23 protein-coding genes and 1 pseudogene are annotated in these 23,112 nt (G+C 63.6%); 10 read left to right on the top strand and 14 right to left on the bottom strand.

Annotated features, from left to right (window positions below):
- Positions 1 to 87: 87 nt before the first annotated feature.
- Positions 88 to 858 (bottom strand): LuxR C-terminal-related transcriptional regulator, encoded by a 771-nt coding sequence (locus FHW92_RS24030; protein WP_168605850.1) that lies wholly within the window; start codon positions 856 to 858, stop codon positions 88 to 90.
- A gap of 115 nt (positions 859 to 973) precedes the next feature.
- Between FHW92_RS24030 and FHW92_RS24035 the strand changes: the two genes are divergently transcribed.
- Positions 974 to 2,041: an acyl-CoA dehydrogenase family protein gene (locus FHW92_RS24035; RefSeq protein ID WP_168605827.1), complete on the top strand. Its 1,068-nt coding sequence runs from the start codon at positions 974 to 976 to the stop codon at positions 2,039 to 2,041.
- Between the two features lie 39 nt (positions 2,042 to 2,080).
- Here the strand turns inward: FHW92_RS24035 and FHW92_RS24040 are convergent, their stop codons facing one another.
- Positions 2,081 to 2,863: a ThuA domain-containing protein gene (locus FHW92_RS24040; protein WP_168605828.1), complete on the bottom strand. Its 783-nt coding sequence runs from the start codon at positions 2,861 to 2,863 to the stop codon at positions 2,081 to 2,083.
- Positions 2,860 to 4,311 (bottom strand): aromatic ring-hydroxylating dioxygenase subunit alpha, encoded by a 1,452-nt coding sequence (locus FHW92_RS24045; protein WP_168605829.1) that lies wholly within the window; start codon positions 4,309 to 4,311, stop codon positions 2,860 to 2,862. The genes FHW92_RS24040 and FHW92_RS24045 overlap by 4 nt, the downstream gene beginning before the upstream one ends.
- Before the next feature lie 170 nt (positions 4,312 to 4,481).
- On the opposite strand from FHW92_RS24045, the gene FHW92_RS24050 reads away from it, so the two are divergent.
- Genes FHW92_RS24050 through FHW92_RS24060 form a run of 3 tightly spaced genes read left to right on the top strand, consistent with a single transcriptional unit; the run spans position 4,482 to position 6,855 of the window.
- A complete protein-coding gene (locus FHW92_RS24050) occupies positions 4,482 to 5,261 on the top strand; it encodes an SDR family oxidoreductase (RefSeq protein ID WP_168605830.1) in 780 nt (259 codons plus the stop codon).
- A 2-nt stretch (positions 5,262 to 5,263) separates the two neighbouring features.
- Positions 5,264 to 6,067: a glucose 1-dehydrogenase gene (locus FHW92_RS24055; RefSeq protein ID WP_168605831.1), complete on the top strand. Its 804-nt coding sequence runs from the start codon at positions 5,264 to 5,266 to the stop codon at positions 6,065 to 6,067.
- An 11-nt stretch (positions 6,068 to 6,078) separates the two neighbouring features.
- A complete protein-coding gene (locus FHW92_RS24060) occupies positions 6,079 to 6,855 on the top strand; it encodes an SDR family oxidoreductase (RefSeq protein WP_168605832.1) in 777 nt (258 codons plus the stop codon).
- Between the two features lie 42 nt (positions 6,856 to 6,897).
- On the opposite strand, the gene FHW92_RS24065 is transcribed toward FHW92_RS24060, so the two are convergent.
- Genes FHW92_RS24065 through FHW92_RS24075 form a run of 3 tightly spaced genes read right to left on the bottom strand, consistent with a single transcriptional unit; the run spans position 6,898 to position 9,888 of the window.
- The gene (locus FHW92_RS24065; protein ID WP_168605833.1) at positions 6,898 to 7,329 is read right to left on the bottom strand and encodes a nuclear transport factor 2 family protein; all 432 of its coding nucleotides are present in this window, start codon (positions 7,327 to 7,329) and stop codon (positions 6,898 to 6,900) included.
- Positions 7,326 to 8,648, bottom strand: coding sequence for an aromatic ring-hydroxylating dioxygenase subunit alpha (locus tag FHW92_RS24070; RefSeq protein ID WP_168605834.1), 1,323 nt, complete (start codon positions 8,646 to 8,648; stop codon positions 7,326 to 7,328). Before FHW92_RS24070 ends, FHW92_RS24065 begins: the two co-directional genes overlap by 4 nt.
- A 46-nt stretch (positions 8,649 to 8,694) precedes the next feature.
- Positions 8,695 to 9,888 (bottom strand): SRPBCC family protein, encoded by a 1,194-nt coding sequence (locus tag FHW92_RS24075; protein ID WP_168605835.1) that lies wholly within the window; start codon positions 9,886 to 9,888, stop codon positions 8,695 to 8,697.
- A 209-nt stretch (positions 9,889 to 10,097) separates the two neighbouring features.
- Here FHW92_RS24075 and FHW92_RS24080 point away from each other — a divergent pair, with 209 nt between their 5' ends.
- Complete coding sequence (locus FHW92_RS24080; protein ID WP_349237748.1) at positions 10,098 to 11,693, top strand: AMP-binding protein; 1,596 nt, start codon at positions 10,098 to 10,100, stop codon at positions 11,691 to 11,693.
- A gap of 22 nt (positions 11,694 to 11,715) precedes the next feature.
- Here FHW92_RS24080 and FHW92_RS24085 read toward each other — a convergent pair whose 3' ends face one another.
- Positions 11,716 to 12,519 carry an SDR family oxidoreductase gene (locus FHW92_RS24085; protein WP_168605837.1) on the bottom strand — a complete coding sequence of 268 codons (804 nt, stop codon included), beginning with the start codon at positions 12,517 to 12,519 and terminating at the stop codon, positions 11,716 to 11,718.
- A gap of 151 nt (positions 12,520 to 12,670) precedes the next feature.
- Between FHW92_RS24085 and FHW92_RS24090 the strand changes: the two genes are divergently transcribed.
- Positions 12,671 to 13,432, top strand: a complete 762-nt coding sequence (locus tag FHW92_RS24090) for an SDR family oxidoreductase (RefSeq protein WP_168605838.1) — start codon at positions 12,671 to 12,673, stop codon at positions 13,430 to 13,432.
- A 29-nt stretch (positions 13,433 to 13,461) separates the two neighbouring features.
- Here FHW92_RS24090 and FHW92_RS24095 read toward each other — a convergent pair whose 3' ends face one another.
- The gene (locus FHW92_RS24095) at positions 13,462 to 14,175 is read right to left on the bottom strand and encodes an SDR family NAD(P)-dependent oxidoreductase (RefSeq protein WP_168605839.1); all 714 of its coding nucleotides are present in this window, start codon (positions 14,173 to 14,175) and stop codon (positions 13,462 to 13,464) included.
- Positions 14,175 to 15,194: an NADP-dependent oxidoreductase gene (locus tag FHW92_RS24100; protein WP_168605840.1), complete on the bottom strand. Its 1,020-nt coding sequence runs from the start codon at positions 15,192 to 15,194 to the stop codon at positions 14,175 to 14,177. Before FHW92_RS24100 ends, FHW92_RS24095 begins: the two co-directional genes overlap by 1 nt.
- A 177-nt stretch (positions 15,195 to 15,371) precedes the next feature.
- Between FHW92_RS24100 and FHW92_RS24105 the strand changes: the two genes are divergently transcribed.
- Together FHW92_RS24105 and FHW92_RS24110 are read left to right on the top strand one after the other, a co-directional pair.
- A complete protein-coding gene (locus FHW92_RS24105; RefSeq protein ID WP_246870406.1) occupies positions 15,372 to 17,621 on the top strand; it encodes a TonB-dependent receptor in 2,250 nt (749 codons plus the stop codon).
- A gap of 71 nt (positions 17,622 to 17,692) precedes the next feature.
- Entirely contained in the window at positions 17,693 to 18,472 is a 780-nt protein-coding gene (locus tag FHW92_RS24110; RefSeq protein ID WP_168605842.1) for a glucose 1-dehydrogenase, read from the top strand.
- A gap of 5 nt (positions 18,473 to 18,477) precedes the next feature.
- On the opposite strand, the gene FHW92_RS24115 is transcribed toward FHW92_RS24110, so the two are convergent.
- The 5 genes from FHW92_RS24115 to FHW92_RS24135 form a co-directional block, all read right to left on the bottom strand.
- On the bottom strand, positions 18,478 to 19,281 hold the full coding sequence (locus tag FHW92_RS24115) for a ThuA domain-containing protein (RefSeq protein WP_168605843.1): 804 nt from the start codon (positions 19,279 to 19,281) through the stop codon (positions 18,478 to 18,480).
- Positions 19,281 to 20,300 carry an NADP-dependent oxidoreductase gene (locus tag FHW92_RS24120; RefSeq protein ID WP_349237749.1) on the bottom strand — a complete coding sequence of 340 codons (1,020 nt, stop codon included), beginning with the start codon at positions 20,298 to 20,300 and terminating at the stop codon, positions 19,281 to 19,283. Before FHW92_RS24120 ends, FHW92_RS24115 begins: the two co-directional genes overlap by 1 nt.
- Positions 20,297 to 20,725, bottom strand: coding sequence for a nuclear transport factor 2 family protein (locus FHW92_RS24125; RefSeq protein ID WP_168605844.1), 429 nt, complete (start codon positions 20,723 to 20,725; stop codon positions 20,297 to 20,299). Before FHW92_RS24125 ends, FHW92_RS24120 begins: the two co-directional genes overlap by 4 nt.
- Positions 20,726 to 20,827: 102 nt before the next feature.
- Positions 20,828 to 21,181, bottom strand: a complete 354-nt coding sequence (locus FHW92_RS24130) for a Rieske 2Fe-2S domain-containing protein (RefSeq protein ID WP_168605845.1) — start codon at positions 21,179 to 21,181, stop codon at positions 20,828 to 20,830.
- Between the two features lie 20 nt (positions 21,182 to 21,201).
- The gene (locus FHW92_RS24135) at positions 21,202 to 22,227 is read right to left on the bottom strand and encodes an NADP-dependent oxidoreductase (RefSeq protein WP_168605846.1); all 1,026 of its coding nucleotides are present in this window, start codon (positions 22,225 to 22,227) and stop codon (positions 21,202 to 21,204) included.
- Positions 22,228 to 22,384: 157 nt separating this feature from the next.
- On the opposite strand from FHW92_RS24135, the gene FHW92_RS24140 reads away from it, so the two are divergent.
- Both FHW92_RS24140 and FHW92_RS24145 read left to right on the top strand, forming a co-directional pair.
- A complete protein-coding gene (locus FHW92_RS24140; RefSeq protein ID WP_168605847.1) occupies positions 22,385 to 22,786 on the top strand; it encodes a nuclear transport factor 2 family protein in 402 nt (133 codons plus the stop codon).
- An 84-nt stretch (positions 22,787 to 22,870) separates the two neighbouring features.
- Positions 22,871 to 23,112: pseudogene (locus tag FHW92_RS24145) on the top strand (acetyl-CoA C-acyltransferase); the annotation flags it as partial.

Below are 23,112 nucleotides of genomic sequence, written 5' to 3' on the forward strand. Positions count from 1 at the left end.
TTGGGCCGAGCCTCCATGGCGACACAGCCAGCGGCCCCAGCACCGATGCGGTGTGGGGCCAACAAGATTGCCAAGTCGGCGCCGCGATCATTTATGCAGCGAGATATAACCCAGTTGCGCCGCCTTGAAGACAGTCTGGCTGCGGTTGACGGCGTCCAGCTTGATCGAGGCATTGTGGATGTGGAAACGCACCGTGGCCCGGCTGCGGCCGATGATCATGCTGATTTCCAGATCAGTCTTGCCGATCGCGGCCCAGCGCAGGCATTCCACCTCGCGCTTGGACAGGCGCGATTTGGCGGGCAGCGCCTGAGCCAGCCCCATCGTGTTGACATAGCTGGCGATGAAGGTGCGGCTCAGCAGGCCGAAAATGTCGCCATAGCGTTCAAACATGTCGCCAAGATCGGTGATCGATTGGTCCAGCGGGTTGAACGACACCGCGCCGATCTGGCCAAAGGGCAGATGAACCGGGACGACAATGGCGGCCCTGGTCATGGCGCGCGCTTCGAAATTGCTCAGATCAATGCCGCTCAGATAGCGGTTGGCCTGCCTTGTGTGAAAGCCTTTTTCATTGAGCCAGAACGGCTCGCTTTCAAAGCGGCAGGCCGAGGTGATCGGCGAATCCAGCGCGATGCGCGGGTTGCGCCACCATGCCTTGTCGCTGGTCCAGCCAAACACGTCGCGGGCCAGCACATTGCCCTCGGTGTCCACAGGGGTGCGCTTGTCGGCAATGTTGTGGGCCGGGGCGACCTGCATCCCGCAATCCAGCGCGATGCGGTTGAGGGCCTCGGCTGCAGGGCGGATCTGGTCGGGCGATGCGATTCGCACGGCGTCAACCCATTCAAGGCTTGGGGCATCCATCTCCAGTACCATTTCGCTTTGCCTTCTTTTGTTCGGGCGTTGAGGCATCCTAGCCTTTTTCGCAGCGTTTTTGGCCTGTCGGTAGTGCTAGATTATTGTCCAAGGGAGCAAAACCGTGAATTTCAATCTCAGCGAAGAAGAGATGATGCTTGAGGCTCTGGCCGACCGCTTTGCGGCCGAGCGCTATGACATTGAGCGCCGCCGCGCCTATCAGGCGCAACCCCATGGTTTCAGTCAGGAAAACTGGGATATGCTGGCCGAATTCGGCTTGATGGCGGCGCCCGTTTCGACCGAACATGGCGGGCTGGGATTGACGGCGGGGGCGATGGTCACGCTGTTCATGGCGCTGGGCCGGGGGCTGGTGGTCGAGCCTTTGTGCGAAAGCGTGCTGGTGGGCGCGCGGCTGCTGCTGGCGGGGGCCGATGAGTCGCTGGCCGGGCCATGGGCCGAGGATCTCTGCGCCGGTCGCCGCCGCGTCGCGCTGGCCCATGCCGAGGCCGCGCGCACCGTGGCCACCACGGCCAGGGACATGCGCATCAGCGGCGAAAAGCATTGCGTGCCCGCCGCCATTGGCGCCGACGCCTTCATCGTCAGCGCCGCCGACGAGCAGGGGGTAGGGCTTTATCTGGTAGCGGCTGATGCGCCGGGCCTGTCGATCACGCCGTGGCGGATGATCGACGGCAGTGTGGCCGGATTGCTGCGCTTTGATGATGCGCCCGCCGGCCATCGGCTGAATGGCGGTCTGGAACTCCTCGATGCGATCATGCCTCTGGCCGATCTGGCCCGCGCGGCCGAGGCGGTGGGCGTGATGCAGCGCATCTTTGATGAATCGCTCGAATATCTGCGCACACGCAGCCAGTTCAACACCGCGCTGGGCCGGTTTCAGGCGATCCAGCACCGGATGGTCGCCCATTATGCCGCGCTGGAGCAGAGCAAGGCGCTGATCAATTCGGCACTGGTGGCCGAGGGGCAGGATGGGTTTGCGCAGGCCGTCCACGGCGCGCGGGCTTTTATCAGCCAGGTCTCGGTCGAATTGGGCCATGACATGATCCAGTTCCACGGCGGCATGGGCGTGACCGACGAACTCTCGATTGGTCATGGCCACAAACGGCTGGTGCTGCTCTCGCGCTGGCCGGAAAGTCCGCTGGCCCAGCTTGACCGCTATGCGCAGGAGGCGGCCTGAAACAAAGGGCCGGTGAGGATGCTCACCGGCCCTTGGATTTTATGCGGCCAGCGGTTCTTTGAGCCAGCCCAGCCCCCGGCGCAGCAGATCATAAAACACCGGCAGATCCCACGCGCAGCGATCGACACTGGGCCACCAGTCGAGCATGGGTTGCAGGTCATAATGGCCCCGGCAATGGCCCAACGTCAGATAAAGCACCGCGCCCCGGCCATGATCCTTGATATAAAACACCGGATGGCGCCCCGGCGCGCCATCGGCCTCGACAAAGCCCGTGCCCGGCTCGGTGCAGGCGGTGTCGAGCAGGACATGCAGATCGCCGTGGGTTTCGAGATGGTACAGCTCGTCGGTAGTCTCAAAAGGTTCGACCCCCGCGACCAACGGATGCCGGGGATCGGCCACCTCGACAAGGTAGGGGGCGATGGGCGGGTGGCTGATGAACTGGCTGCCCAGCAGATCCATGAACAGCGGCGCCCAGCGCGGTGCGTCCCACAGGCCCGCATTCGGCCCATCGGAGAGCAGCCGCAGCACCGAATTGGTGCCGTGCAGCGCATACCACCGCCCGCCCCGCTCCAGCCAGCCTTTCAGCGCCTCCTGCGCCGCGAGAGACGGGGTGACGTCGCAGGTGTAGGTGATGAGGATGTCGGCCGCCTCGATGGCGGCGATGTTCTCATAATCCTCGAACACGCGGGTGCGGATGGCCGGATCCTCGCCCAGCAGCTTGAGCAGTTCAAGCCGGGCAAAGTCCATGTCATGCCACACACCGCCGCAGATCAGCACGCAATTGATGCGTCTGGGATGCGCCTCGCTGATGCCCTCGCTCATGCCTGCTTCCCGTCGCTGCCCTCGGGAATGTCCAGATAGCGGTCGAGCGTCTGTTGAAACTGGCGCAGGCGGATTTCCTGATAATTGCCCAGATTGACGATGCCGTTTTTCGAGGCATGCAGCCCTTCCTGCACAAAGGGCAGATTGTCCATATCCTGTTCGAACACATCGCCCAGAATGCCCAGTTCGGGCGCCTCGGTCCATTTCTGGTCCAGCCGCAGGAATTTCATCGGCACGCCGCGGGGATGCTTTTCGCCCTTCTTCACGCGCATCAGGATGCGGACCTCCATGATGCAGGTGTCGGGCGTTTTGCCGGGCCGCCAGCGATAGACGATGTTGGGCATGAACCCGCCCCAGGGCGCGAAATTGGGGAACACATTATAGACCAGCGCGTCGAGCAGTTCGGCGTCGGTGGCGTCCTCATGGTCATAGCCGGTCTGGGCGGTGTAGGCGGCGCGCATCTTGGCGCCCAGCGCCGCACGCGCGGTCATGCCCTCGGGCACAGAGACGTAATAGGGATCGCTGCCCCCTTCGTAATTGTCGCCGCTGCGGCCGTTATATTTGACAAATTCGTCCACGATCCACTGCTGGTTGTGGGCGGCGGGGTCAAGGTGGGGCGACATGATGCCAAAGGGCACCAGATTGACGTTCACATGATCGCCCCATGTCCAATAGGCGCTGTTGCAATCGCCGGTGAAGGGCAGAAGCTGGGGATGGGTGACGATGGTGTGCCATGCCTCCATAAAGGCCTCGGCGGTCACTTTCCAATTGGCGGGCACCTCTTTGCCCACCCACATGACGGTGGTGCATTCCTCGTGCCGCCAGCGTTTGAAATGTTCGGGCAGGGGGGCGAGGTATTCCTCAAGCGTCTGTCCGCCCGGCTCCTCGCGCAGGAAGATATAGCCGCCCCACTGGCCGACCTCGACCGGGGGCAGCGAGAGGTTAGCCTCCTCCAGATGGGCGAAATCCCATTTGCAGGGCATGTGGTTGAAACTGCCGTCCTTGTTCCAGGCAAAGCCGTGGAAGGGGCAGACGAAGCGGTCGGCATGGCCATCCTCGGTGCGCAATTTGCGCCCGCGATGCAGGCAGACATTATGCATGGCCCGCACCGAACCATCATCCTGACGCGAGATCAGGAAGGATCGGCCCGCGTTTTCATAAACGACATAATCCCCCGCTTCGGGCAGGTCTTCTTCGCGCGCGGCAAATTGCCAGACGCGGGGCCACATGCGCTCGCGCTCCAGCCTTGCAAAATCCTCGCTGGTATAGCGCGCGGCGGCCAAAGGCCTGCTGCCCCGGTTCTGATAGGAGGGCGTGGTCAGCACATCGGGGGCGGGGCGCGAATCCTGCGCCATCAGTTCCAGCCAGCTGATGCCCTCGGACACCGGCAGGCCGCAGCTTTCAGGAGTGGGTTTGATACGGGTGGTGGTGGGGTCGCTGTCCGCCATGGTGGTTTGCCGTCCTGTCCTCTCGTGCCGGGTCGCGCGCGCCCGGCTGTTGTGCCGATCATGGTCTATTATGGCCAAAGGGGGCAAGTCACCTTGCCGAAAGCATAGGTTTCGCCCGCGCGTTAATCGGGCATGATGGGCCCAAGAGCATAATCCAAGGAGAGCGATCAGTGGCCAGCAGGCTGGAAGGAAAAGTTGCGCTTGTGACGGGCGGAACCAGCGGGATCGGCGCGGGCGCGGTGCGGCGTCTGGCCGCCGAAGGGGCCAAAGTGGTCTTTACCGGATCGAAGGCGGACATTGGCGAGGTGCTGGCCGCGCAGGTCGGCGGATTGTTCGTCAGCCACCGCGTCGAGGATGCCGCGGCTTGGCCCGCGCTGATCGAGCGGGTGATCGAGGCCTATGGCCGGCTCGACATCGCCTTTGCCAATGCGGGCACCGAACAGGGCGACGCCAGCATCGAGGATGTGTCCATCGAGGCATGGAGCAGGCTGGTTGGTATCAACCAGACCGGGGTGATGCTGACCGTGCAGCATGCGATCCGCGCCATGGCCAGAAACGAGGGCGCGACCGGCTCGATCATCATCAATTCCAGCATGAATGCCGCAAGGCCGCTGGGCAATTATGTCACCTATTCGACCACCAAGGCGGCGGTGGTGGCGCTTGCCAAATCGGCGGCGGTCTATTGCGGGCAAAAGAAATATCGCATCCGCGTCAATGCCATTCTGCCCGGCGTCGTGGAAACCGACCTTATCCGCAACATCATGGAAAGCATGCCCGATCCGGCGGCGGTCCGCGCCATCTACGAAGGCATGGCGCCGCTCAACCGCATGGCGCGGGTCGAGGAAGTGGCGGGGCTTGTGGCCTATCTGGCCAGCGATGAGGCGGCTTTTGTGTCGGGCGCGGAAATCACAATCGACGGTGCCACCACCGCCGGCATGATGGGAGTTTGACGATGGCAAGACTGGAAGGGCGGGTGGCGCTGGTCACCGGCGGTTTGCGGGGCATCGGCCTGGCCATTGCGAGGCGGTTTGTCGAGGAGGGCGCGCAGGTTCTGATCGCCGATCTGGACGCGGCAGGCAGCGAGGCGGTGGGCGAGACCATCGCCGCTCTGGGCGAGAAGGCCGCCTATATCAGCGCCAATGTCACCGACGAGGCGTCGTGGCAGGGCATTGCCGACCATATGCGCGACACCTATGGCGCGGCGCATATTCTGGTCAACAATGCCGGTATCGACCTGACGGGCGCGGTGGAGACGCTGAGCCTTGAGGCGTGGCGGCGGATCATGGCGGTCAATGTCGACGGGGTGTTTCTGGGCACGCGGGCGCTGGTGCCGTTGATGGCGCAGAGCGGGGCCGGTGTCGCGGGCGGGGCCAGTATTATCAACATCAGTTCGATCATGGGGTTGGTCGGCTATTCCGAAGTCTCAGCCTATAATGCCAGCAAGGGCGCGGTGCGCCTGTTTACCAAGGGCATCGCCATCGAATTTGCCAGCAAGCGTATGCCGATCCGCGCCAATTCGCTCCACCCCGGCTTTGTCAAAACGCCGCTGCTCAACGCCGGGTTTCAGCGTTGGGTGGACAAGGGTTTTGCCCAGAAGACGGAGGACCTGGTGGCCGCGATGGAGAAGGCAACACCCATCGGCCGCCTTGCCGAACCGTCCGAACTGGCCGGACCGGCCGCGTTTCTGGCCAGCGCGGACGCCAGCTATGTCACCGGGGCCGAACTGGTGGTCGATGGCGGCTGGACCGCGCAATAGGAGTTGGGTCGATGAGCATTTCGCTGAACAATGTGGTGGCGGTGGTCACCGGCGCGCGGGGCGGGATCGGGCGTGAGGTCGTGCGCGCGATGAAGGAGGCCGGGGCAACCGTCGTGGCCACCGACATGGTGGCGCCCGGCGATGTCGGGGCCGATCACGCGCTGGCCCATGATGTCACCGATGTGGGCGACTGGCAGGCGGTGGCCGATCTGGTGGCGCGCGAATATGGTCGTCTCGATGCTCTGGTCAATGTGGCCGCGATCAGCATCGTGGCCAGCATCGAGGAAACCCCGCTGGAGGAATGGCGCCGCATCCATCAGGTCAATGTCGAAAGCGTGATCGTGGGCGTGCAGACCCTGCTGCCCATGTTGAAAGAGGGCGGCAAGGCGCGGGCGAGCGGCGCCTCGATCGTCAATTTTTCCAGCGTGGGCGGGATCAAGGGCGCGCCGTTCAACGGGGCCTATTGCACCAGCAAGGCGGCGGTCAAAATGCTGTCCAAATGCATGGGCGCCGAATTTGCCGCGTTGGGCTATAATATCCGCGCCAACAGCGTCCATCCCGGCGGGATCGACACGCCGATGCTGCAATCCATCATGCAGCGCTATGTCGATCTGGGCGCGGTGCCTTCGATTGAGGCTTCGATGCAGGGCGTGGTGGCGGCCCATCCCATCGGGCGGCTGGGGCGGCCCGAGGAAATGGCGGGTGGGGTGGTTTACCTGTGTTCGGATGCGGCCAGCTTTGTCACATGCAGCGAGTTTATGATGGATGGCGGTTATTGCATGAGCTGAAAGGAAAAGGCCCGGCGGGATGATCCTGCCGGGCCTTTTTGGTCAACCTTGCGGCGTGACCACCGGGGGCAGGAGCATCGCCATGCCAAGCCGCGCGATCAGCCAGCCATCGCCCCGCCGCACCAGATCAAAGGCATAGCGCGCTTTGACCTCCAGCAGATTGCCATCCTTGCCGAGGCTGAAGGCATGGCCATGGGCCTGGACCTGCGCGGACCCGGCCGGGTCATAGGCCGACACCGACAGGTTGCTAATGAAATGGGCATTTTGCGCCATGCCCGCAAAGGCATCGACAAAAAACGCACGCACCCCCTCGCGCCCGGCGATTTCTCCCATGCCCAATGCCGAGAGGTCATAGACGCCATCGTGAGCAAACAGCGCGGCCACCCCATCGGCATCGCCGATCCGGTCCACCGCCAGCGCATAGGCGGTAACCAGATCAGCAATGGCGAAGCGTTCGGAGGGCGGGCAGGTCATCGGTGCCCCTCGACATAATCGTTGAGCAATTCGTGAAACCGCTGGATGCGCTTTTCCTGCGCGGGCAGGAAGCAGCCCTTGAAGCCGCGCGAATTGAGCCCCTGTTGCTGGGTCGTGCCGATCGAAAGATCCTGATCGGCGACAAAGCCCAGCGAGACGCCGTCACCATATTTGCTGTGGCGCACCACCGCGTCATGGCGGAGAGGCACATTGCCGATGGGCGTGGCCACTTCCTTCATCCCCTTGATCGGCGGCATCAGCACCCAATGCTGGAAAATGCACTTTTCCGGGTCGGTGGGATGCGGTTCGGTGCGCAAAACCTGCAACTGTTCGGGCGACATGGTCAGCGTGAGATTGGGGAACAGCGTGCAGTGGAAATAGTCCACCAATTGCTGGTCGGTCATATCGGCATACATCGTATAGCCGCGCTCCGGACCCAGGCGGCGCTTGGCCTCGATCACGGCGGCGCGGATGTCGCCGGTGTGGCCGTTGTAATCGGCCGGGTCGATCCCCCATGCGCGGGCAATGTCATCCAGCGGCGCGGGCACTTCGGCGCTGTGATAATCGACGCGGGTGGTGGCCTGATGGCCGATCATCCACATCGAATTATGCCCGCTCTCATACATCTCGAACAAGGTGGTGGGCAGGCCATCGTTGATAAAGGTGGCCAGTTCGGGATGGATGGTGGGCAGGTGATAACTCTCGTTGAAATTGTCGCGGATGATCTTCCAGTTGAAATCGGCATCGCATGAAAGTTTGAGCACCCGCACCCAATTGTCGAGGCCGTAATTGGCCAGACGGTCCTGCAGCGGCGCCATCCATTCGCGTAAGGGAGGGACATCATCGTCCATGCACCAGAACACGAAAGGCCCCCATGTCTCGCAGCGCAAAGATGAGAGATGGACCTTGCCGCAGGGATTGCCATCGGGGAAATCATCCGGATCCTGCACCTTGGCCAGCACGCCGTCGGGGGTGAATTGCCACCCGTGATAGCCGCAGGTGATGCGCGGCATATGGCCCGCATCGCCCAGCACCAGCCGGTTGCCGCGATGCGGACAGGAGTTGTAGAAAGCGCGGATCGTATCATCGCCCTGGCGGACCATGATGACCGATTCCTTGCCGAAATCATGGCGGATAAAGTCGCCCTCCTCCTCCAGCTCGGCGAGCATGCCGCCAAGATGCCAGACCTTGGGCCAGAGATTGGCGTGTTCCTTCTTCATCCATTCGGGCGAGATATAACGGTCCGCCGTGATCGTGTCGCCGCGCATGGCCACATCGAATTCGGGCGAATAGCGCGATTTGTTGTCTTGCAGCGTCATGGGATGCTTTGTTCCGTTTGCTTGGCCGGGCGGTGAGGGGCGTGGTTCACATGACCGGTTCGGGCAGGGTCGGATCGTCCTGCAGATACCAGTTGAGCCATTCGTGGAAATATTGGTTGCCCCGCTCGTTGCGGCCAAAGGTCAGATTGTCATGGGCGCCGCTTTCCAGCCCTTTCTGGATCTCCATACCGATGACGTAATCTTCCTGATAGGTCACATCGCGGAAGAAATTCATCATGCTTTCCACGCTTTCGCGGTCGGCATCATCGCGGATCGGGTCGCGGCGCAGATAATGCAGCACGGTGCGGTTTTTGTCCGGTGTCGGCCCGGGGAAAAGCTGGGCGACCTGGGTGATTTCGGGCGCAAGAAAGGCCGAGACATTGGGAAAGAGAATCCGCACGAAATCAAAGCCGTTGTTTTCCTGATCGCCCCATTGGTCGCGCGGAATGTCCTTCAGCGCCTCGGCAATGCGATGCTGGGGAAAGCCGATGCGCATCGAAGGGCCGAAACCTTCATAGAAGGTGCGGTTGGAGGGCGTGCGCGGCTCGATGGTGTTGGGGTGCAGCGAGGCGAAGTGATAGCCTTCGAGATAGCCGTCAAAGGCGATCTTCCAATTGGCCCCCTCGATCACCCGGCTGCCCAGATAGGCCCAATTGGCAAAATCAACCGCCTCGAAATCTTCCAGAAAGCCCTGAAAATAGTGATCGAGATCCATCGGCGCATTGGGCGTAAGGCAGACGAAGATCATGCCGCCCCGTTCCTCGCAAGGCAGCGCGCGCAGCGCCAGACCCGCCCGGTCCACATCGCCAAAGGTCGCCGCTTCCGACAGGCCGATAAGCTTGCCGTCCTGCGCATAGGTCCAGCCGTGATATTTGCAGATGAAGCGCGCGCAATTGCCCCGCCCCTCGGCGGCCACCGGCGCCCCGCGATGCGAGCAGACGTTGAGAAAGGCGCGCACCTGCCCGCTCTTGTCGCGGCTGATCAGCACGGGCAGGCCCATGGCCTCCATCGCCTTGAAATCGCCTGGATGGGGCATTTCGGCGGTAAAGCCCAGCATCAGCGGCACGCGGCGAAAGATCAGCTCGATCTCCGCCTTCCACTGGTCGGGGTCGGTATAGCTGGCGGTGCGCACCCTGGCGGTCGTTTGGGCCTGATAGGTGGTTTTGTGTTCCACGTAATCCAGCATGATTTCCGCGACATCGCCAATGCGCTGGCGGCGGTCCACCTTATGGGTGCTCATCAATCCTCTCCTCCCTCAAACGGGGTTTTCGGCTGACAGACTGCCGCAGGCGCAAGGGGCTGCCAAGCTGGGACAGGTGACAGGTTCCTCACTCTTTTGCCCTCACCCTTTTGCCAAGTGGACAGGGCCGCCACCCCGCCCCACAATGGCGCCGATAACGAGAGAGGTTCATGGGCAACTGCAACAAAACTCCCCGGCTCTGGCCAGAGGTGCCGGCCCCTCATCAGCGCGCCTTTGCCGCCGACGGCCTGTGGCCGGACCGCACGATTGCCGACCGCGCGCAGGACTGGGCGCAGAGCCGCAGCGATGATCTGTGCCTGATCGACCCGCAGGGCGCGATGACCATGGCCGAGGTCTGGGGCGAGGCGATGGCGCTGGCCTCGGCGCTGCGCGCGCGCGGGCTGGTGCGCGGCGATGTGGTGGCGTTCCAATTGCCCAACTGGCGCGAGGCGGCGGTGCTCAATATGGCGGCGGCGCTTTCCGGGCTGGTGCTCAACCCCATCGTGCCGATCTATCGCGATACCGAAATGCGTATCATGCTGGGCGATTGCGGGGCGACGGCGATTTTTGTGCCGCATGTTTTCCGCAAGATCGACTATCTGGCCATGGCGCGCCGGGTTCAGGCCGATCTGCCCGAACTGACGCATATTTTCACCGTGCGGGGGCAGGGGGCCGATGATTATGGCGCCTTGATCGCGGCGGGGGCGGCCTTGCCTGCGGCCCGCGAGAGCGTTGATCCGCAAAGCATCAGCATGGTTTTGTACACATCGGGCACCACCGGGCGGCCCAAGGGCGTGCTGCACAGCCACGCCACGCTGGGCCGCATCATCGAACAGAGCGCGGCCTATTGGGGGTTGGGGCGGGGCGATGCGGTGTTGATGCCCTCGCCCGTGACGCATGTTTCGGGCTATGCCAATGGCTTGGCCATGCCCTTTGTGGCGGGCACGCAGACGGTGCTGATGGAAAGCTGGAATGCCGAGGAGGCCCTTGCCCTGATCCATCGGCATCAGGTGGTGGGGACCGTGGCGGCGACGCCCTTTCTGGTCGAATTGGCCCATGCGGCGCTGGCGGCGGGCGATGGTCTGCCCTCCTTGCGCTTCTTTGCCTGCGGCGGAGCGGCGGTGGCGCCCGAAGTCATCGCCAAGGCGCGCAAGGCCTTTGCCCATTGCGCCCCCTTTCGCGTTTTCGGCAGCTCCGAAGTGCCGCTGGTCACCTTTGGCTGGCCCGATGCCCCCGAACTGGCGGCGGCGACCGATGGGCGCATCGTCGATTATCAGGTGCGGATCGTCGATGAGGCGGGCCACGATCTGCCCGACGGGCAGGAGGGCGAGATTCTGGCGCGGGGTCCGGCGATGATGGTGGGCTATGCCGATCCGGCCCAGACCGCTGAGGTCATTGATGATCAAGGATATTTTCTCACCGGTGATCTGGGACGGCGCGATGCGCGCGGCGGTTTGACCATCACCGGGCGCAAAAAGGACCTGATTATCCGGGGCGGCGAAAACATTTCCGCCACCGAGATCGAGCAGGTCCTGCTGACCCATCCTGCCGTGGCCGATTGCGCGGTGGTGGCCATGCCCCATCCGCGTCTGGGCGAGGGGGTCTGCGCCTTTGTGGTGGGGCAAGGCGGGGCGCAGGCGGCAGACCTGGCCGCTCATGTGGCGCAGAGCGGGCTGGCCAAACAGAAGATTCCCGAACGCTTTGAATGGGTCGAGAGCCTGCCCCGCACCGCTTCGGGCAAGATCCGCAAGGACCGCCTGCGCGCCGACATTGCCGAGCGCATAAAAGCTGAGGCTGGGGGCTGAAAAGAGCCCCCGGCGTTCGGCCTTATCCCCCCGTGGCGGCGGCGATCGCGGCGCCCATTTCCTCGCGCGTGGGGTTGCGGCGCAGGGTCAGGCCGCCGTTCACCTGAAGGTTCTCTCCGGTCATAAAGCATTCGTCGCTGGCCAGAAACACAGCGGCGGCGGCAATATCATCGCTGGTGCCGATCCGGCCCAGCGGATAGCCCGCGACAAAACAGTCGAACAGGCCCGGCACCGTTTTGGCATCGGCCGTCATCGGCGTTTCGGTCAGGCCCGGCGAAATCGAATTGGCGCGTATCCCCTCGGCGCCGAACTCATGGGCGACACAGCGGATGACATGGTCGGTTCCCGCCTTGGTGCCCATATAGGCGGCGTGATCGTTGAGCATGATCGTGGCGGTGGCGCTGCTGATCTGGATGATCGATCCGCCCTGGCCGCCCATGCTGCGGGCCATCTTGCGGATCATCGCCTGAAAAAACTGATAGGGGCCGATATATTGCAGATCGGTCATCGCATCCAATTCTTCGCGCGTGGTGTCGAGGAACGGCTTGAGCAGGCCCCAGCCGGTGGCGTTGACGGCAATGTCCACGCCCCCCATCGCCGCCACGGCCGCATCGGCCATCGCGGCCAGGCTCTGCGCGCTGGTGATGTCGCAAGCCGCCCAGTGGCAGGCGTTGGCCCCGGCAAATTCGGCCAGCACGCTTTCCTTGCGGCCCGCCACGGTGACCTGGGCGCCTTCGTCCAAAAAGCGGCGGGCGATATGCTGCCCCATGTTGCCCTTGTTGCCCGCGCCCAGAACGATGGCGCGCTTGCCAGTCAATCGGCCCATAATACCCTCTCGTTTTATCGTGCTTGCCCCTTGCTATCACACCGGCCCGCCTGCCATTCCTCTCCAAAAGGCGAGTGGCCGCGGCGGGAGGGGATGCGCAAGGTCATCCCATCACCGGCGCTGGTGTGGCGCGGCAAAGAGGATGTGCAAAATGGATCTGGGACTGAAGGGCAAAAAGGTCATTCTGACCGGGGGCAGCCGGGGTATCGGCCGCGCCAGCGTCGAATTGTTCGCCGCCGAGGGGGCCGATGTCGCCTTCTGTTCGCGCAACCCCGATCAGGTGGCCGAAACTGTGGCGGCTCTTGAAAAGCATGGCGGCAAGGTGTTCGGCTCGGCCTTTGACATGGAGGCGGGTCATGATGCCTATCGTGCGTGGCTGACAGGTGCGGCTGATGCGTTGGGCGGCTGCGACATCTTTGTGCCGATGATTTCGACCAGCGGCGCGGGCGCGACCGGCGATTGGCAAAAGGGCCTTGATTACGACATCATGGGCGCGGTCATCGGGGTCGAGGTGTTCGAAGACCATCTGGCCGCATCGGGCGCGGGCAGCATTGTCATCACCGCCAGCACGGCGGGGCTGGAAACCTTTATCGTGCCGCAGGGGTATAATGCGCTCAAAGGGGCATTGATCGTCTATGCCGGACAGCTCAGTCAGGCGCTGGGGCCAAAGGGCATCCGGGTGAATGCCGTTTCGCCCGGCCCGATCAAATTCCCCGGCGGCAATTGGGAGGCGATCGAAGGGGCGATGCCCGAACTTTACGATGCCACCCAGGCGCAATTTGCGCTCGGCCGCTGGGGCGGGCCCGAAGACGTGGCGCGCACCGTGGTCTTTCTGGCCAGCGACGCCTCGTCCTATACCACGGGCACCAACATCGTGGTCGATGGCGGCTATACCAAACGGGTGCAGTTCTGAGCGGGCCAGTTTGACAGAGGGCGGGGCGATCACATCCGCGTCATCGCCCCGCCGTCCACCATCCATCCCTGCCCGGTGACAAAGCGCGCGTCATCGCTCAGCAAAAAGGCGATGACATCGGCAATATCCTCTGGCTGGCCCAACCGGCCCAGCGCGGCCTTTTGCTCCCAATGGGTGCGATATTCGGGCATGGCGGCAAAGGCGGGCGCGGTCATGGGCGTGTCGATGGCGCCGGGCATCACGCAATTGGCGGTGACGCCATGGGGCCCAAGCTCGCCGGCCAGCGCGCGGGTCATGCCCAGCACCGCGTGTTTGGATGTGCCATAAGCCACCAGCCCCGCATCGCCAAAGGCCGAAGTGACCGAGCCGATGGTGACGATCCGCCCCGCCGGGCTGGCGCACAAATGGGGCGCGGCGTCGCGGATCAGCCGGAAGACGGCGGTGACATTGACCGCCATGACCTGCTCGAAATAGTCGTCGCTGTGCCCTGCAAGCGGGCAAAAAGCACTGACACCGGCGCAGGGGACGACGAAATCGAGGCGGCCAAAGCGGGCCATCGCCGCCTCGATCAGGGCCTTGCCCGCATCGCGCGCGGTCACATCGAGCAGCAGGTCAACCTCGCCCCGCAGATCCGCCGTCAGCACCTGCGCGCCGTCCTGTCGCAGGCGCCGGGCGGTGGCCGCCCCAATGCCCGACCCCGCGCCCGTGACAAGGCCGCAGCGCCCGTCGAGCCGCCCCGCCATCAATCGACCTCCAGCACCAGTTTGCCGGTGTTGGCCCCCGAAAACAGCCGCATGAAGGCGTCATAGGCATTGTCCAGTCCATGCTGGACATCCTCGTCGACGCGCAATTTGCCCTCGGCGATCCATTGGGCGATCCGGGCGCCGCCTTCGGCAAAGCGGGGGACATAGGCGGCGATCAGAAAGCCCTTGATGGTGGCCTGTTTGACAATCACCTGCCACAGGTTGCGCATGCCCACCTTTTGCGCGCTGTTATATTCGCTGATGAGGCCGCACAGCACCACGCGGGCGTGCAGGGCCAGATTGAGCATGGCCGCATCCATCACCGCGCCGCCGACATTTTCGAACAGAATGTTAATGCCCTGGGGCGCCGCTGCGGCGATTTCGGCGGCGATGGCATCCTGTGATTTGCCCTTGTAGTCGATGGCCGCATCAAAGCCGTAATCCTGAACCAGGCGGCGGCATTTCTCGGCGCCCCCGGCAATGCCGATCACCCGCATCCCCATGATCTTGCCGATCTGGCCCACCATCGAGCCGACCGCGCCTGCCGCCCCTGTCACCAGCACCGTCTCGCCCGGTTGGGGCGCTCCGGCGTCGAGCAGGCCGAAATAGGCGGTCAGCCCCACCGCGCCCACCGCCGAGAGATAGCGCGAGGGCCGGTCAACGATCCCCACATCGATCCGGCTGGTGAAGCCGCCGGGCAACGCTACCGAGAAATCTTCGATGGCGTTCAGCCCCAGCACCCAGTCACCGGGCTGAAAATCAGGATTGCGCGAGGACTCGACCACGCCCACCGTTGTGGCGCGCACCGGATCGCCCAGCGCGATCGGCGGCATATAGCTGGGCGCGTCATCCATCCATCCGCGCTGGGCCGGATCGAGCGAAATGAAGCGGTTACGCACCACCATGCCGCCATCGGGCGCATCGGGCACGGCCTCGCGCACCAGTTGAAAATCATCGCGCAAGGGCGTGCCAACGGGGCGTTTCACCAAGAGAAATCGGCGGTTTTCAGGTTGGGGCATAAGCTCTCCTCTCGTTGGGCGGAATGTGGACCAAACCTGTCTGCATGCACCTATGATTTGTTGCAGTAGGTTCGTTTGCCTTACCGAGCTTAGGTTGCCGTGGACGGAAAGGGGCATACCCCTTCGCGATAATCCACGGAGAGGAAGGACATGCAGAGCATCTTTGCAAAGCGCGCCATGAGCGGCTTATTGATTGGTTCGTGTCTGGCCGGGGCGCCCATGGCGGCGTCGGCGCAACAGGCCGGAACAGCGCAGGCCGCCGCGCAGATGCCGGTCGATTCCAACGCCATCATCGTGACCGCACGCCGCCGGTCCGAAACTCTGCAGACCACCCCCGTAGCGATCACCGCGATCAATGCGGGCATGCTGGAAAACAAGGCTTCGGCCAATATCGGCGATTTGACCGGGGCGGCGCCCGGCCTTTTGATCACCCAGCAGAATTCGGGCGGCCAGGCGGCCAATCTTTCGATCCGCGGCCTGACCTATGCCGACATCGAAAAGAGCCAGACCCCGACGGTGGGCGTGGTGGTGGATGGCGTGACCATCGGCACCAGTACGGGCCAGTTGCAGGATGCTTTCGACATCGAACAGCTCGAAGTGCTGCGCGGGCCGCAGGGCACGCTGTTTGGCGCCAACACTATCGGTGGGGTCATCAACATTCGCCGCACCAAGCCGACGATGAAGAACGGCGTCAAGGTCGAAGGCTCATATGGCCAGTGGAACACATGGAACGCCAAGGCGGTGGTCAATGTCGGCAATGGTTCATCTTTGGGCGCCAAGTTCTGGTATTTCCACAATCAGACCGACGGCTTTTACAATAACGTCACCACCAAACAGCCCAGCGGGTGGAGCAAGAGCGACAATTTCGGCGCGGCCCTGCGCTATCGCCCTGAAAATTCCAGCTTTGACGCGATCCTGACGCTGGAAAACACCACGCAGAATTTCGACCCTGTGGTGGCCAATATCGCGAACAGCAGCGAGCTGTTCTGTTCCTATGAACCGGCCAACCAATGCAACCGCAACACCACCACCGATATTTACACCACCTTTGGCCAGAGCGCGACCAGCAATTACCAAGCCCCCGCTGCCACGCTGGAAATGAATTATGATGTCGGCGGGATCAAACTGACCTCGATCACGGGTTGGCGCCATACCAAGGAATATCAGACGCAGGACTTCGATGGTTCCTCGACCGATCTTTATTACGTTGACCGCCGCCAGCGTTATACGCAAATCAGCCAGGAATTGCGCGGCGCGGGCAAATTGTTTGATGGCTTCGATTATGTCGCCGGGGTCTATTACTTCACCTCGAACTATAATCTGACCCAATGCTCGCGTGTGTTCGGCTTCAGCCCGACAACGCCGCCCTGCGTTTTCGATACCAACGCCCAAAGCGTCTATGGCAAGACCGAGAGCTATGCCCTGTTTGGCGACTTCAACTGGGCGGTGGCCGACAAGTGGCGCATTTCGTTTGGCGGCCGCTGGAGCCATGACGAAAAGCAATTGACCAACAGCTTTGCCAGCACCGGTCTGGTGGGCTCGGGCAAGCGCGGCTTTTCCAAATTCACGCCCAAGATCGGCGTCGACTATCGGCCCAACACCAACATGATGTTCTATGCCAGCTGGTCGCGCGGCTATCGTTCGGGCGGGTTCAGCCCTCGCGCCGCCACGGCGGCCACGGCCAGCACGCCCTTCCAGCCCGAAACCGTCGATTCCTATGAAATCGGCGCGAAATTCGACGCGCTTAACCGCATGCTGCAATTCAATGTGGCCGGGTTCATTTCCGATTACAAGAACATGCAGCAGAACACCACTATCCCCGGCGGCCCCACCGGCAACCAGACGATCACCAGCAATGTGGGCGGCGCCACGATCAAGGGCGTGGAAATGGACGCCACCCTGCGCCCGATGGAAGGCTTGAAGCTGACCGCCAGCGCATCGGTCATGGATTCGCACTTCCGCAATTTTGTGGTGGGCAACATCTATGGCGGGGCGATTGTTCCCTTTGATTATTCAAACAACAATCTGATCTATGCGCCCAAGTTCTCCGGCTCGGTCAATGCCGAATATACCGCCAAGACCGGCTTCGGCAATGTGGTCACAACGCTGGGCCTGCGCCACATCGATCCTTACGACTCGCAGATCTCGCTGGGCGGGCTGACGCCGGTGATGTCGGGGGCCACGGTGACCAAGGTGATCGTCAACGGCAATGACGCCCGCGTGCGCACCGCCACCCAGGATCTGCTCGACGCCAGCATGACGGTCAATTTCAAGCTGCAGGGCGCCGATGCCTATGTCCGCGTCTTTGGCCGCAATCTGGCCGATACGCGCACGACCACGGCGGCCTTCACGGTGGCGGGCCTGTGGTCCTTCGCCTCGGCGCTGGAGCCTCGCACCTATGGCGCCACTTTGGGCGTCAAGTTCTGAGATTGTGATGATGACCGGGGGCGGCGCGGGGTTCTCGCGCCGCCCTTTTTTGATAGGCAGGAGCAAGGATTATGGCACGGTTGCAAGGAAAAGTGGCGCTGGTGACCGGCGGGGCCTCGGTGCCCGGATTGGGCAGCGCCACCGCGATCCGCTTTGCGCAGGAAGGCGCCAGAGTCTATCTGACCGACCGCGATCTGGCCGGGGCGGAAAAGGTGGCCGAGGGCATCCGCCAGAGCGGCGGCCATGCGGTCGCACTGCCCCATGATGTGACCAGCGAGGCCGATTGGGACCGCGTGATGGCCGCGATTGACGAGGCCGAAGGGCGGCTCGACGTGTTGGTCAACAATGCCGGGATTGCGGTGCTGGGCATGATGGACACGGTCGCCACCGCCGATTGGCAGCGCCAGATCGATGTCAATCTGACCAGTGTGTTTCAGGGTGCGCGCCGGGCCATGGCGATGATGCGCCGCGCAGGCAGTGACGGCAAGGCACGCGGCGGGGCGATCATCAACATTTCCTCGGTGGCCGGATTGATCGGGGTTCCGGGCTGCGCGTCCTATGCCGCCTCCAAGGGCGGCGTGCGGCTGTTGACCAAGGTGGTGGCGCTCGAGGGCGCGACCGACGGCATTCGCTGTAATTCGGTCCATCCCGGCATGATCGCCACCAACATTCAGGGCGTGGCGCTCGAAGACAATGCCGCCAATTATGACGCGACAATGGCGCTTATCCCGATGGGCTATATGGGCGCGCCCGAGGACATTGCGAACATGAACCTGTTTCTCGCCTCGGATGAGGCGCGCTATATCACCGGCACGGAAATGGTGGTCGATGGCGGGATGATGGCGCGCTGAGGCCTTCAGGCGGGCGTTGGCGCGCCCGCCACCCAGCGCAGCGCATTTTCGACCAGCCGCCGATAATGGGCATTGTCATAGGCCGCCGGGCCATCGCCCGGTTGCAGATAGGCCAGGCGGCTGTTGATCGCCATTTTGGTCCAGCCGATGAGCGATGATGCGGGCGGATGATCCCAGCCTTCGCGGCAAAACATCCGGCCCTCGACAGCGCGCTGCGCCGACCAGAAGTGATCGCGGGTGAAGGCGGCGTCACAGGTCATCAGCGGCTCGACCATATCGGTGAACACCTGGGCCAGATAGAGTTCATCCTGCATGGCAAAATGGGCGGGTAGGCCCGCAGTGATGGGGTGGGGCGTGATGCTGGCGGTATAGGCCACATCGTGCCGATAGCCGCTGTCGGGCCGGTCCGTGCCCCGCACATGGGCCGGGCGATAGAGAAATTGCCCTCCCAGCCATTCGTGATAATCGCCCCATGTCGGCCATCCGGCCAGCGCATGATGCAGCGCCAGCACGCCTTTGCCCTGTTCGAGCAGGGCGCGAAAACCGGCGCGCAAGGCGGGCGATGGGTCGATAAAGGCCGGCGGCGCCTCGGCCTCGAAATCCAGCCCCGGCATGTCATAAAGCACCAGCGCGTCGAAATCGGCCATGCCCTGCGGGTTCATCAGCAAGGCGGCGGCGGGTTGGTCGACCATTGTGGCCGAAACGCCCGCCATCGCCTGAAACATCGCGTCAAAGGCGGTGCGGTCAAACGGATGGCCGCGCACCGCAACCAGCGCGCGCAAGGGGGCATGATGGTGGATGATCGGCATCAGCGGCTCACTTTCACGATTGTTTTGCCGATATTGGCCCCGCCCATCATCCGCCCATAGGCCACCAGTACGTTTTCAATGCCCTCGCTCTGGTCAAAGGGCATCGACAAGCGTCCCTCGCGCGCCCAATCGCGCAAGACCGCCGGAAAGACCCCGCCCGCCGCCAGCACATCGGGGATGAAAAACCCTTCGATGCGCAAGCGCCGCATCAACACCTGATCAAACCGCGCCGGGCCGGGCAGGGGCGCTCCGTCATAGCCCGCCACCATGCCGCACACGGCCACCCGCCCATAATGCGCCATATTGGGCAAGACCGCGTCGAGCAGCGCCCCGCCCACATTGTCGAAATAGGCATGGACCCCGCCCTCGATCCGGGCCAGCGCGGCCGAGACATCCTGCGCCCGGTAATCAATGGCAAGGTCGACCCCGATCACCTCGGTCAAATAGCGGCATTTATCCGGCCCGCCCGCAATCCCCACCACATGCGCGCCCAGATTGCGGCCGATCTGGCACGCCATCACCCCGGTCGCCCCCGCCGCCGCCGACACGGCCAGCCATTGCCCCGCGCCCACCCCGGCGACATCGCAAACGCCGATATGCGCGGTCCAGGCGTTCAAGCCCGCCACGCCAAAGGGATCGCGCGGGTCGGCCAATGGCCCCTCGATACGCTCCAGCCCGGCGAGTGCAGGCACGACCACCGCCAGTTCGGCCCATTGGCCAAAGCCGCGCACCAGATCGCCGACCGCAAAGCCGGAGGCGCGGCTCTCGCACACCCGCCCCAGCACCAGCCCCACCATCCGCGACCCCAGCGCCAGCGGCGGCTGATAGCCATCGGTGCGGCCTGTCATCCACATCCGCGTGCCCGCGTCCATCGAGAGATAGTCCACCGCAATCCGTACCTCGCCATCGGTCAAAGGGGCGGGCGTTTCGGTCTGCAGCGAGAGGGCGGCGGCAAAATCCTGTCCGACCGGATGCGCGTCGAGCCGCCAATAGCGGTTGCGCGTGATGGCGGCGCTCACAGCCCTTTGGGGCCGATCTGGCGGTGGATGTTGCGAAAGGTCCGGCGGCTGAAATGCCAGCGCCCGTCGATCCTGACGCATTCATCCTCATATTGCCCCCGGTCGCGGTGGACGCCATCGGCCCAGTCATAGACCTCGGAGGTGTAGGAGCGCATGGTGGCGGTGTCGCCATCCACCGCGATGCTGGCCGGCCACGCCTCAAACATGATGCCGGGATAATGCTTCATCGCCTCGACCCACATGGCCACGATGGCGTCGCGGCCATGGGTGGTGCCAATCTCAGGATAATCGGGCAGCGACCATTGCGCATCGGGCGCCCATGTCGCGCCCCATGCCTGCGCGTCGCAGCGCGTGACGGCATCGGCATAGGTTTCCAGCAATTCGCGCAGCGCAAGGCGGTCTTCGGCGGGGCCGGTAAAGGACATGGATGCTCTCCCATTTCTGATTTTATGGCGATGATAGAGCCTCGCGCCGCCCCGCGCGCCTAGCGCATTACATAGGCATGGGCACAGGCAGAGAGTGGCGCCTTATGCTTCCACCGGCGTCTCATCCATGCCCGGCGCGCGACCCGGCACCTCGACCTCGACCATGCCATCGACCACGCGCAGCGCAAATTGCCGCACCGCCGGATAGGCCCCGCCGATGCAGCGCCCGTCGGCCAGATCGAAGCGTGCGCCATGCAGCGGACACATGATCGCCCCGCGCCGGATACGCCCGGTCGAAAGGCGCGAGGCGGCATGGGTACAACGATCGTTGATGGCCACCAATTCGCCCTCGCTGCGCGCCAGCAAAATTTGCCAACCGCCGACGGCATGGACGCTCATTTGTCCATCCTCAACGGCGGCTTCCGCGCCCAGCCGGTGCCAGACTTTATCGCTCACTCGTGCTTTCCCTTTCCCGCTTATGCTATTTCCACCAGAGTCTTGCCGGTGGTTGTGCCCTGCATCAGGGCGATGAAGGCTTCTGGCAAGCGTTCAAAGCCATGATGGACATTTTCCAGCGGGCGAAGCTGGCCTACGTGGTGCAAACGGTCGAGCATGGCCTGCGCCTCGCCCAGCCGGTCGGCATGGTCATAGGTCAGAAAACCGCGCATGGTCAGCCGCTTGACCACCATCTGCCACAGATTCCGAACGCCGTAGGGATGGTCGGCGTCATTATATTGCGCGATCATGCCGCACAGCGCAATCCGCCCCTGTTCGCGCATGCGCGGCAGCACAAGGTCGAGCGTCGGCCCGCCGATATTGTCGAAATAGACGTCGATCCCGCCGGGCGCCGCCGCATCCAGCGCGGCGCCAAGGTCGGACACCGCGCGATAGTCCACCACCGCATCCGCGCCCAGATCGCGCAGGATCTGCGCCTTGTGCGCGCCGCCCGCCATGGCCACCACGCGGCATCCTGCCGCCTTGGCCAATTGCAGCGCGGTGCTGCCGGTCGCGCCCGCCGCCGCGCTGATCAGCACCGTCTCGCCCGCCTTGGCCGCGCCCACGGCAAACAGGCCCACCCACGCCGTCAGCCCCACCGGCCCCAGCGCCCCCATATAGGCGCGCAGCGGTACGCCCGGCGCGGGCGTCACCTGTTCCAGCCCCAGCGCGCCAGGCCCGATCACAAAATGATCCGACCATGTGCCGAACACTCGCACAAAGGCGCCTTCCGGCCAGTCGGGATGATGCGAAACGACAATCTGGCCCAGCGACATGCCATTGACCGGCGCGCCGATCGCCACCGGCGGCATATAAGAGGGCCGGTCATCGAGAAAGCCGCGAATCGCCGGGTCGACCGAGCCGACCAGCATCCGCACCAGCATTTGCCCTTGGCCCGGCTGGGGCATCGGGGTTTCGGACAAGGCAAAGCAATCGGCCTGCGGCACCCCGACGGGGCGGCGGCGCAGGATGATATGGCGGGCTGTGGCCGGCAGCGAAGAGGACATGGTCAGGCATCCCGGTTGGTTTGTTGCCTCCTTGATAGGGCGCACGACGGGCTTGTCGCCTCTAGCCTTTTCGCTAGGTGGTGGTTGGCGCGTCAGGGGCGATGATGGGGCCAGACAACAGGCCACAGATCAAAAGGCCACAGACAAGGATGCCGCCATGACGCCCGACGAGATGATCGCCTTTGTTGATGAACTCTATGAACTGACCGGCACCGGCCAGTGGGAGGCGGCCGCCGAGCGTCTGACCGACGACTTTGTGGCGGTGGAGGCCGAAGGATTGCCGATGGCGGGGGCCTATCATGGCAAGAGCGGCCTGTATGATCTGTTCGTCAAGGTGATGGGCATGATGGATGTGGTGGCGATGGACCGAGTGGAAACCACCGCCGGGCGCGATCATGCGGTGACGATCCTGTCCCTGCGCTTTGCCGATCCGGCGCTCAAGCCCGCCGAATTATGCGAGGTTTTCCGCTTTCGCGATGGCAAATGTTGCCAGATCACGCCCTATTATTTCGATCCGGCCACGATCCATGCCGCCGTCGCCGCCAAGGCGGCCACCTGATCTTCTGAGCAGTTGCGGCAAGCCCGGCGCGCGGCCAGACGCCATGCGATATTCCCTATTCCCATTATGACAGGACAGACCGACGTGACCCAATCACCCGACATTTACATCGTCAGCGGCGTGCGCACCGCGATTGGCGATTTTGGCGGATCGCTGAAGGGCTTTGCCGCGGCCGATCTTGGCGGGCGAGTGATTGCCGAGGCGGTGGCGCGCTCTGGCCTGTCGCCGGCGGATGTCGAACATGTGGTGATGGGGCAGGTCATCCATACCAGCGCCAAGGATGCCTATCTGGCGCGCGTGGCAGCGCTCAATGCGGGGATCCCGCA

The sequence above is a fragment of the Novosphingobium sp. SG707 genome (assembly GCF_012275515.1).
In the GTDB taxonomy this organism is placed as follows: Bacteria; Pseudomonadota; Alphaproteobacteria; order Sphingomonadales; family Sphingomonadaceae; genus Novosphingobium.

Bases quoted from the DNA above. Each gene is read 5' to 3' on its own strand.
- FHW92_RS24030 (WP_168605850.1), bottom strand. From the start codon at position 858: ATGGATGCCCCAAGCCTTGAATGGGTTGACGCCGTGCGAATCGCATCG.
- FHW92_RS24090 (WP_168605838.1), top strand. From the start codon at position 12,671: ATGGATCTGGGACTGAAGGGCAAAAAGGTCATTCTGACCGGGGGCAGC.
- FHW92_RS24085 (WP_168605837.1), bottom strand. From the start codon at position 12,519: ATGGGCCGATTGACTGGCAAGCGCGCCATCGTTCTGGGCGCGGGCAAC.
- FHW92_RS24135 (WP_168605846.1), bottom strand. From the start codon at position 22,227: ATGTCCTCTTCGCTGCCGGCCACAGCCCGCCATATCATCCTGCGCCGC.
- FHW92_RS24125 (WP_168605844.1), bottom strand. From the start codon at position 20,725: ATGTCCTTTACCGGCCCCGCCGAAGACCGCCTTGCGCTGCGCGAATTG.
- FHW92_RS24060 (WP_168605832.1), top strand. From the start codon at position 6,079: ATGAGCATTTCGCTGAACAATGTGGTGGCGGTGGTCACCGGCGCGCGG.
- FHW92_RS24095 (WP_168605839.1), bottom strand. From the start codon at position 14,175: ATGGCGGGGCGGCTCGACGGGCGCTGCGGCCTTGTCACGGGCGCGGGG.
- FHW92_RS24110 (WP_168605842.1), top strand. From the start codon at position 17,693: ATGGCACGGTTGCAAGGAAAAGTGGCGCTGGTGACCGGCGGGGCCTCG.
- FHW92_RS24045 (WP_168605829.1), bottom strand. From the start codon at position 4,311: ATGGCGGACAGCGACCCCACCACCACCCGTATCAAACCCACTCCTGAA.
- FHW92_RS24115 (WP_168605843.1), bottom strand. From the start codon at position 19,281: ATGCCGATCATCCACCATCATGCCCCCTTGCGCGCGCTGGTTGCGGTG.
- FHW92_RS24065 (WP_168605833.1), bottom strand. From the start codon at position 7,329: ATGACCTGCCCGCCCTCCGAACGCTTCGCCATTGCTGATCTGGTTACC.
- FHW92_RS24140 (WP_168605847.1), top strand. From the start codon at position 22,385: ATGACGCCCGACGAGATGATCGCCTTTGTTGATGAACTCTATGAACTG.
- FHW92_RS24100 (WP_168605840.1), bottom strand. From the start codon at position 15,194: ATGCCCCAACCTGAAAACCGCCGATTTCTCTTGGTGAAACGCCCCGTT.
- FHW92_RS24070 (WP_168605834.1), bottom strand. From the start codon at position 8,648: ATGACGCTGCAAGACAACAAATCGCGCTATTCGCCCGAATTCGATGTG.
- FHW92_RS24040 (WP_168605828.1), bottom strand. From the start codon at position 2,863: ATGAGCGAGGGCATCAGCGAGGCGCATCCCAGACGCATCAATTGCGTG.
- FHW92_RS24105 (WP_246870406.1), top strand. From the start codon at position 15,372: ATGAGCGGCTTATTGATTGGTTCGTGTCTGGCCGGGGCGCCCATGGCG.
- FHW92_RS24075 (WP_168605835.1), bottom strand. From the start codon at position 9,888: ATGAGCACCCATAAGGTGGACCGCCGCCAGCGCATTGGCGATGTCGCG.
- FHW92_RS24055 (WP_168605831.1), top strand. From the start codon at position 5,264: ATGGCAAGACTGGAAGGGCGGGTGGCGCTGGTCACCGGCGGTTTGCGG.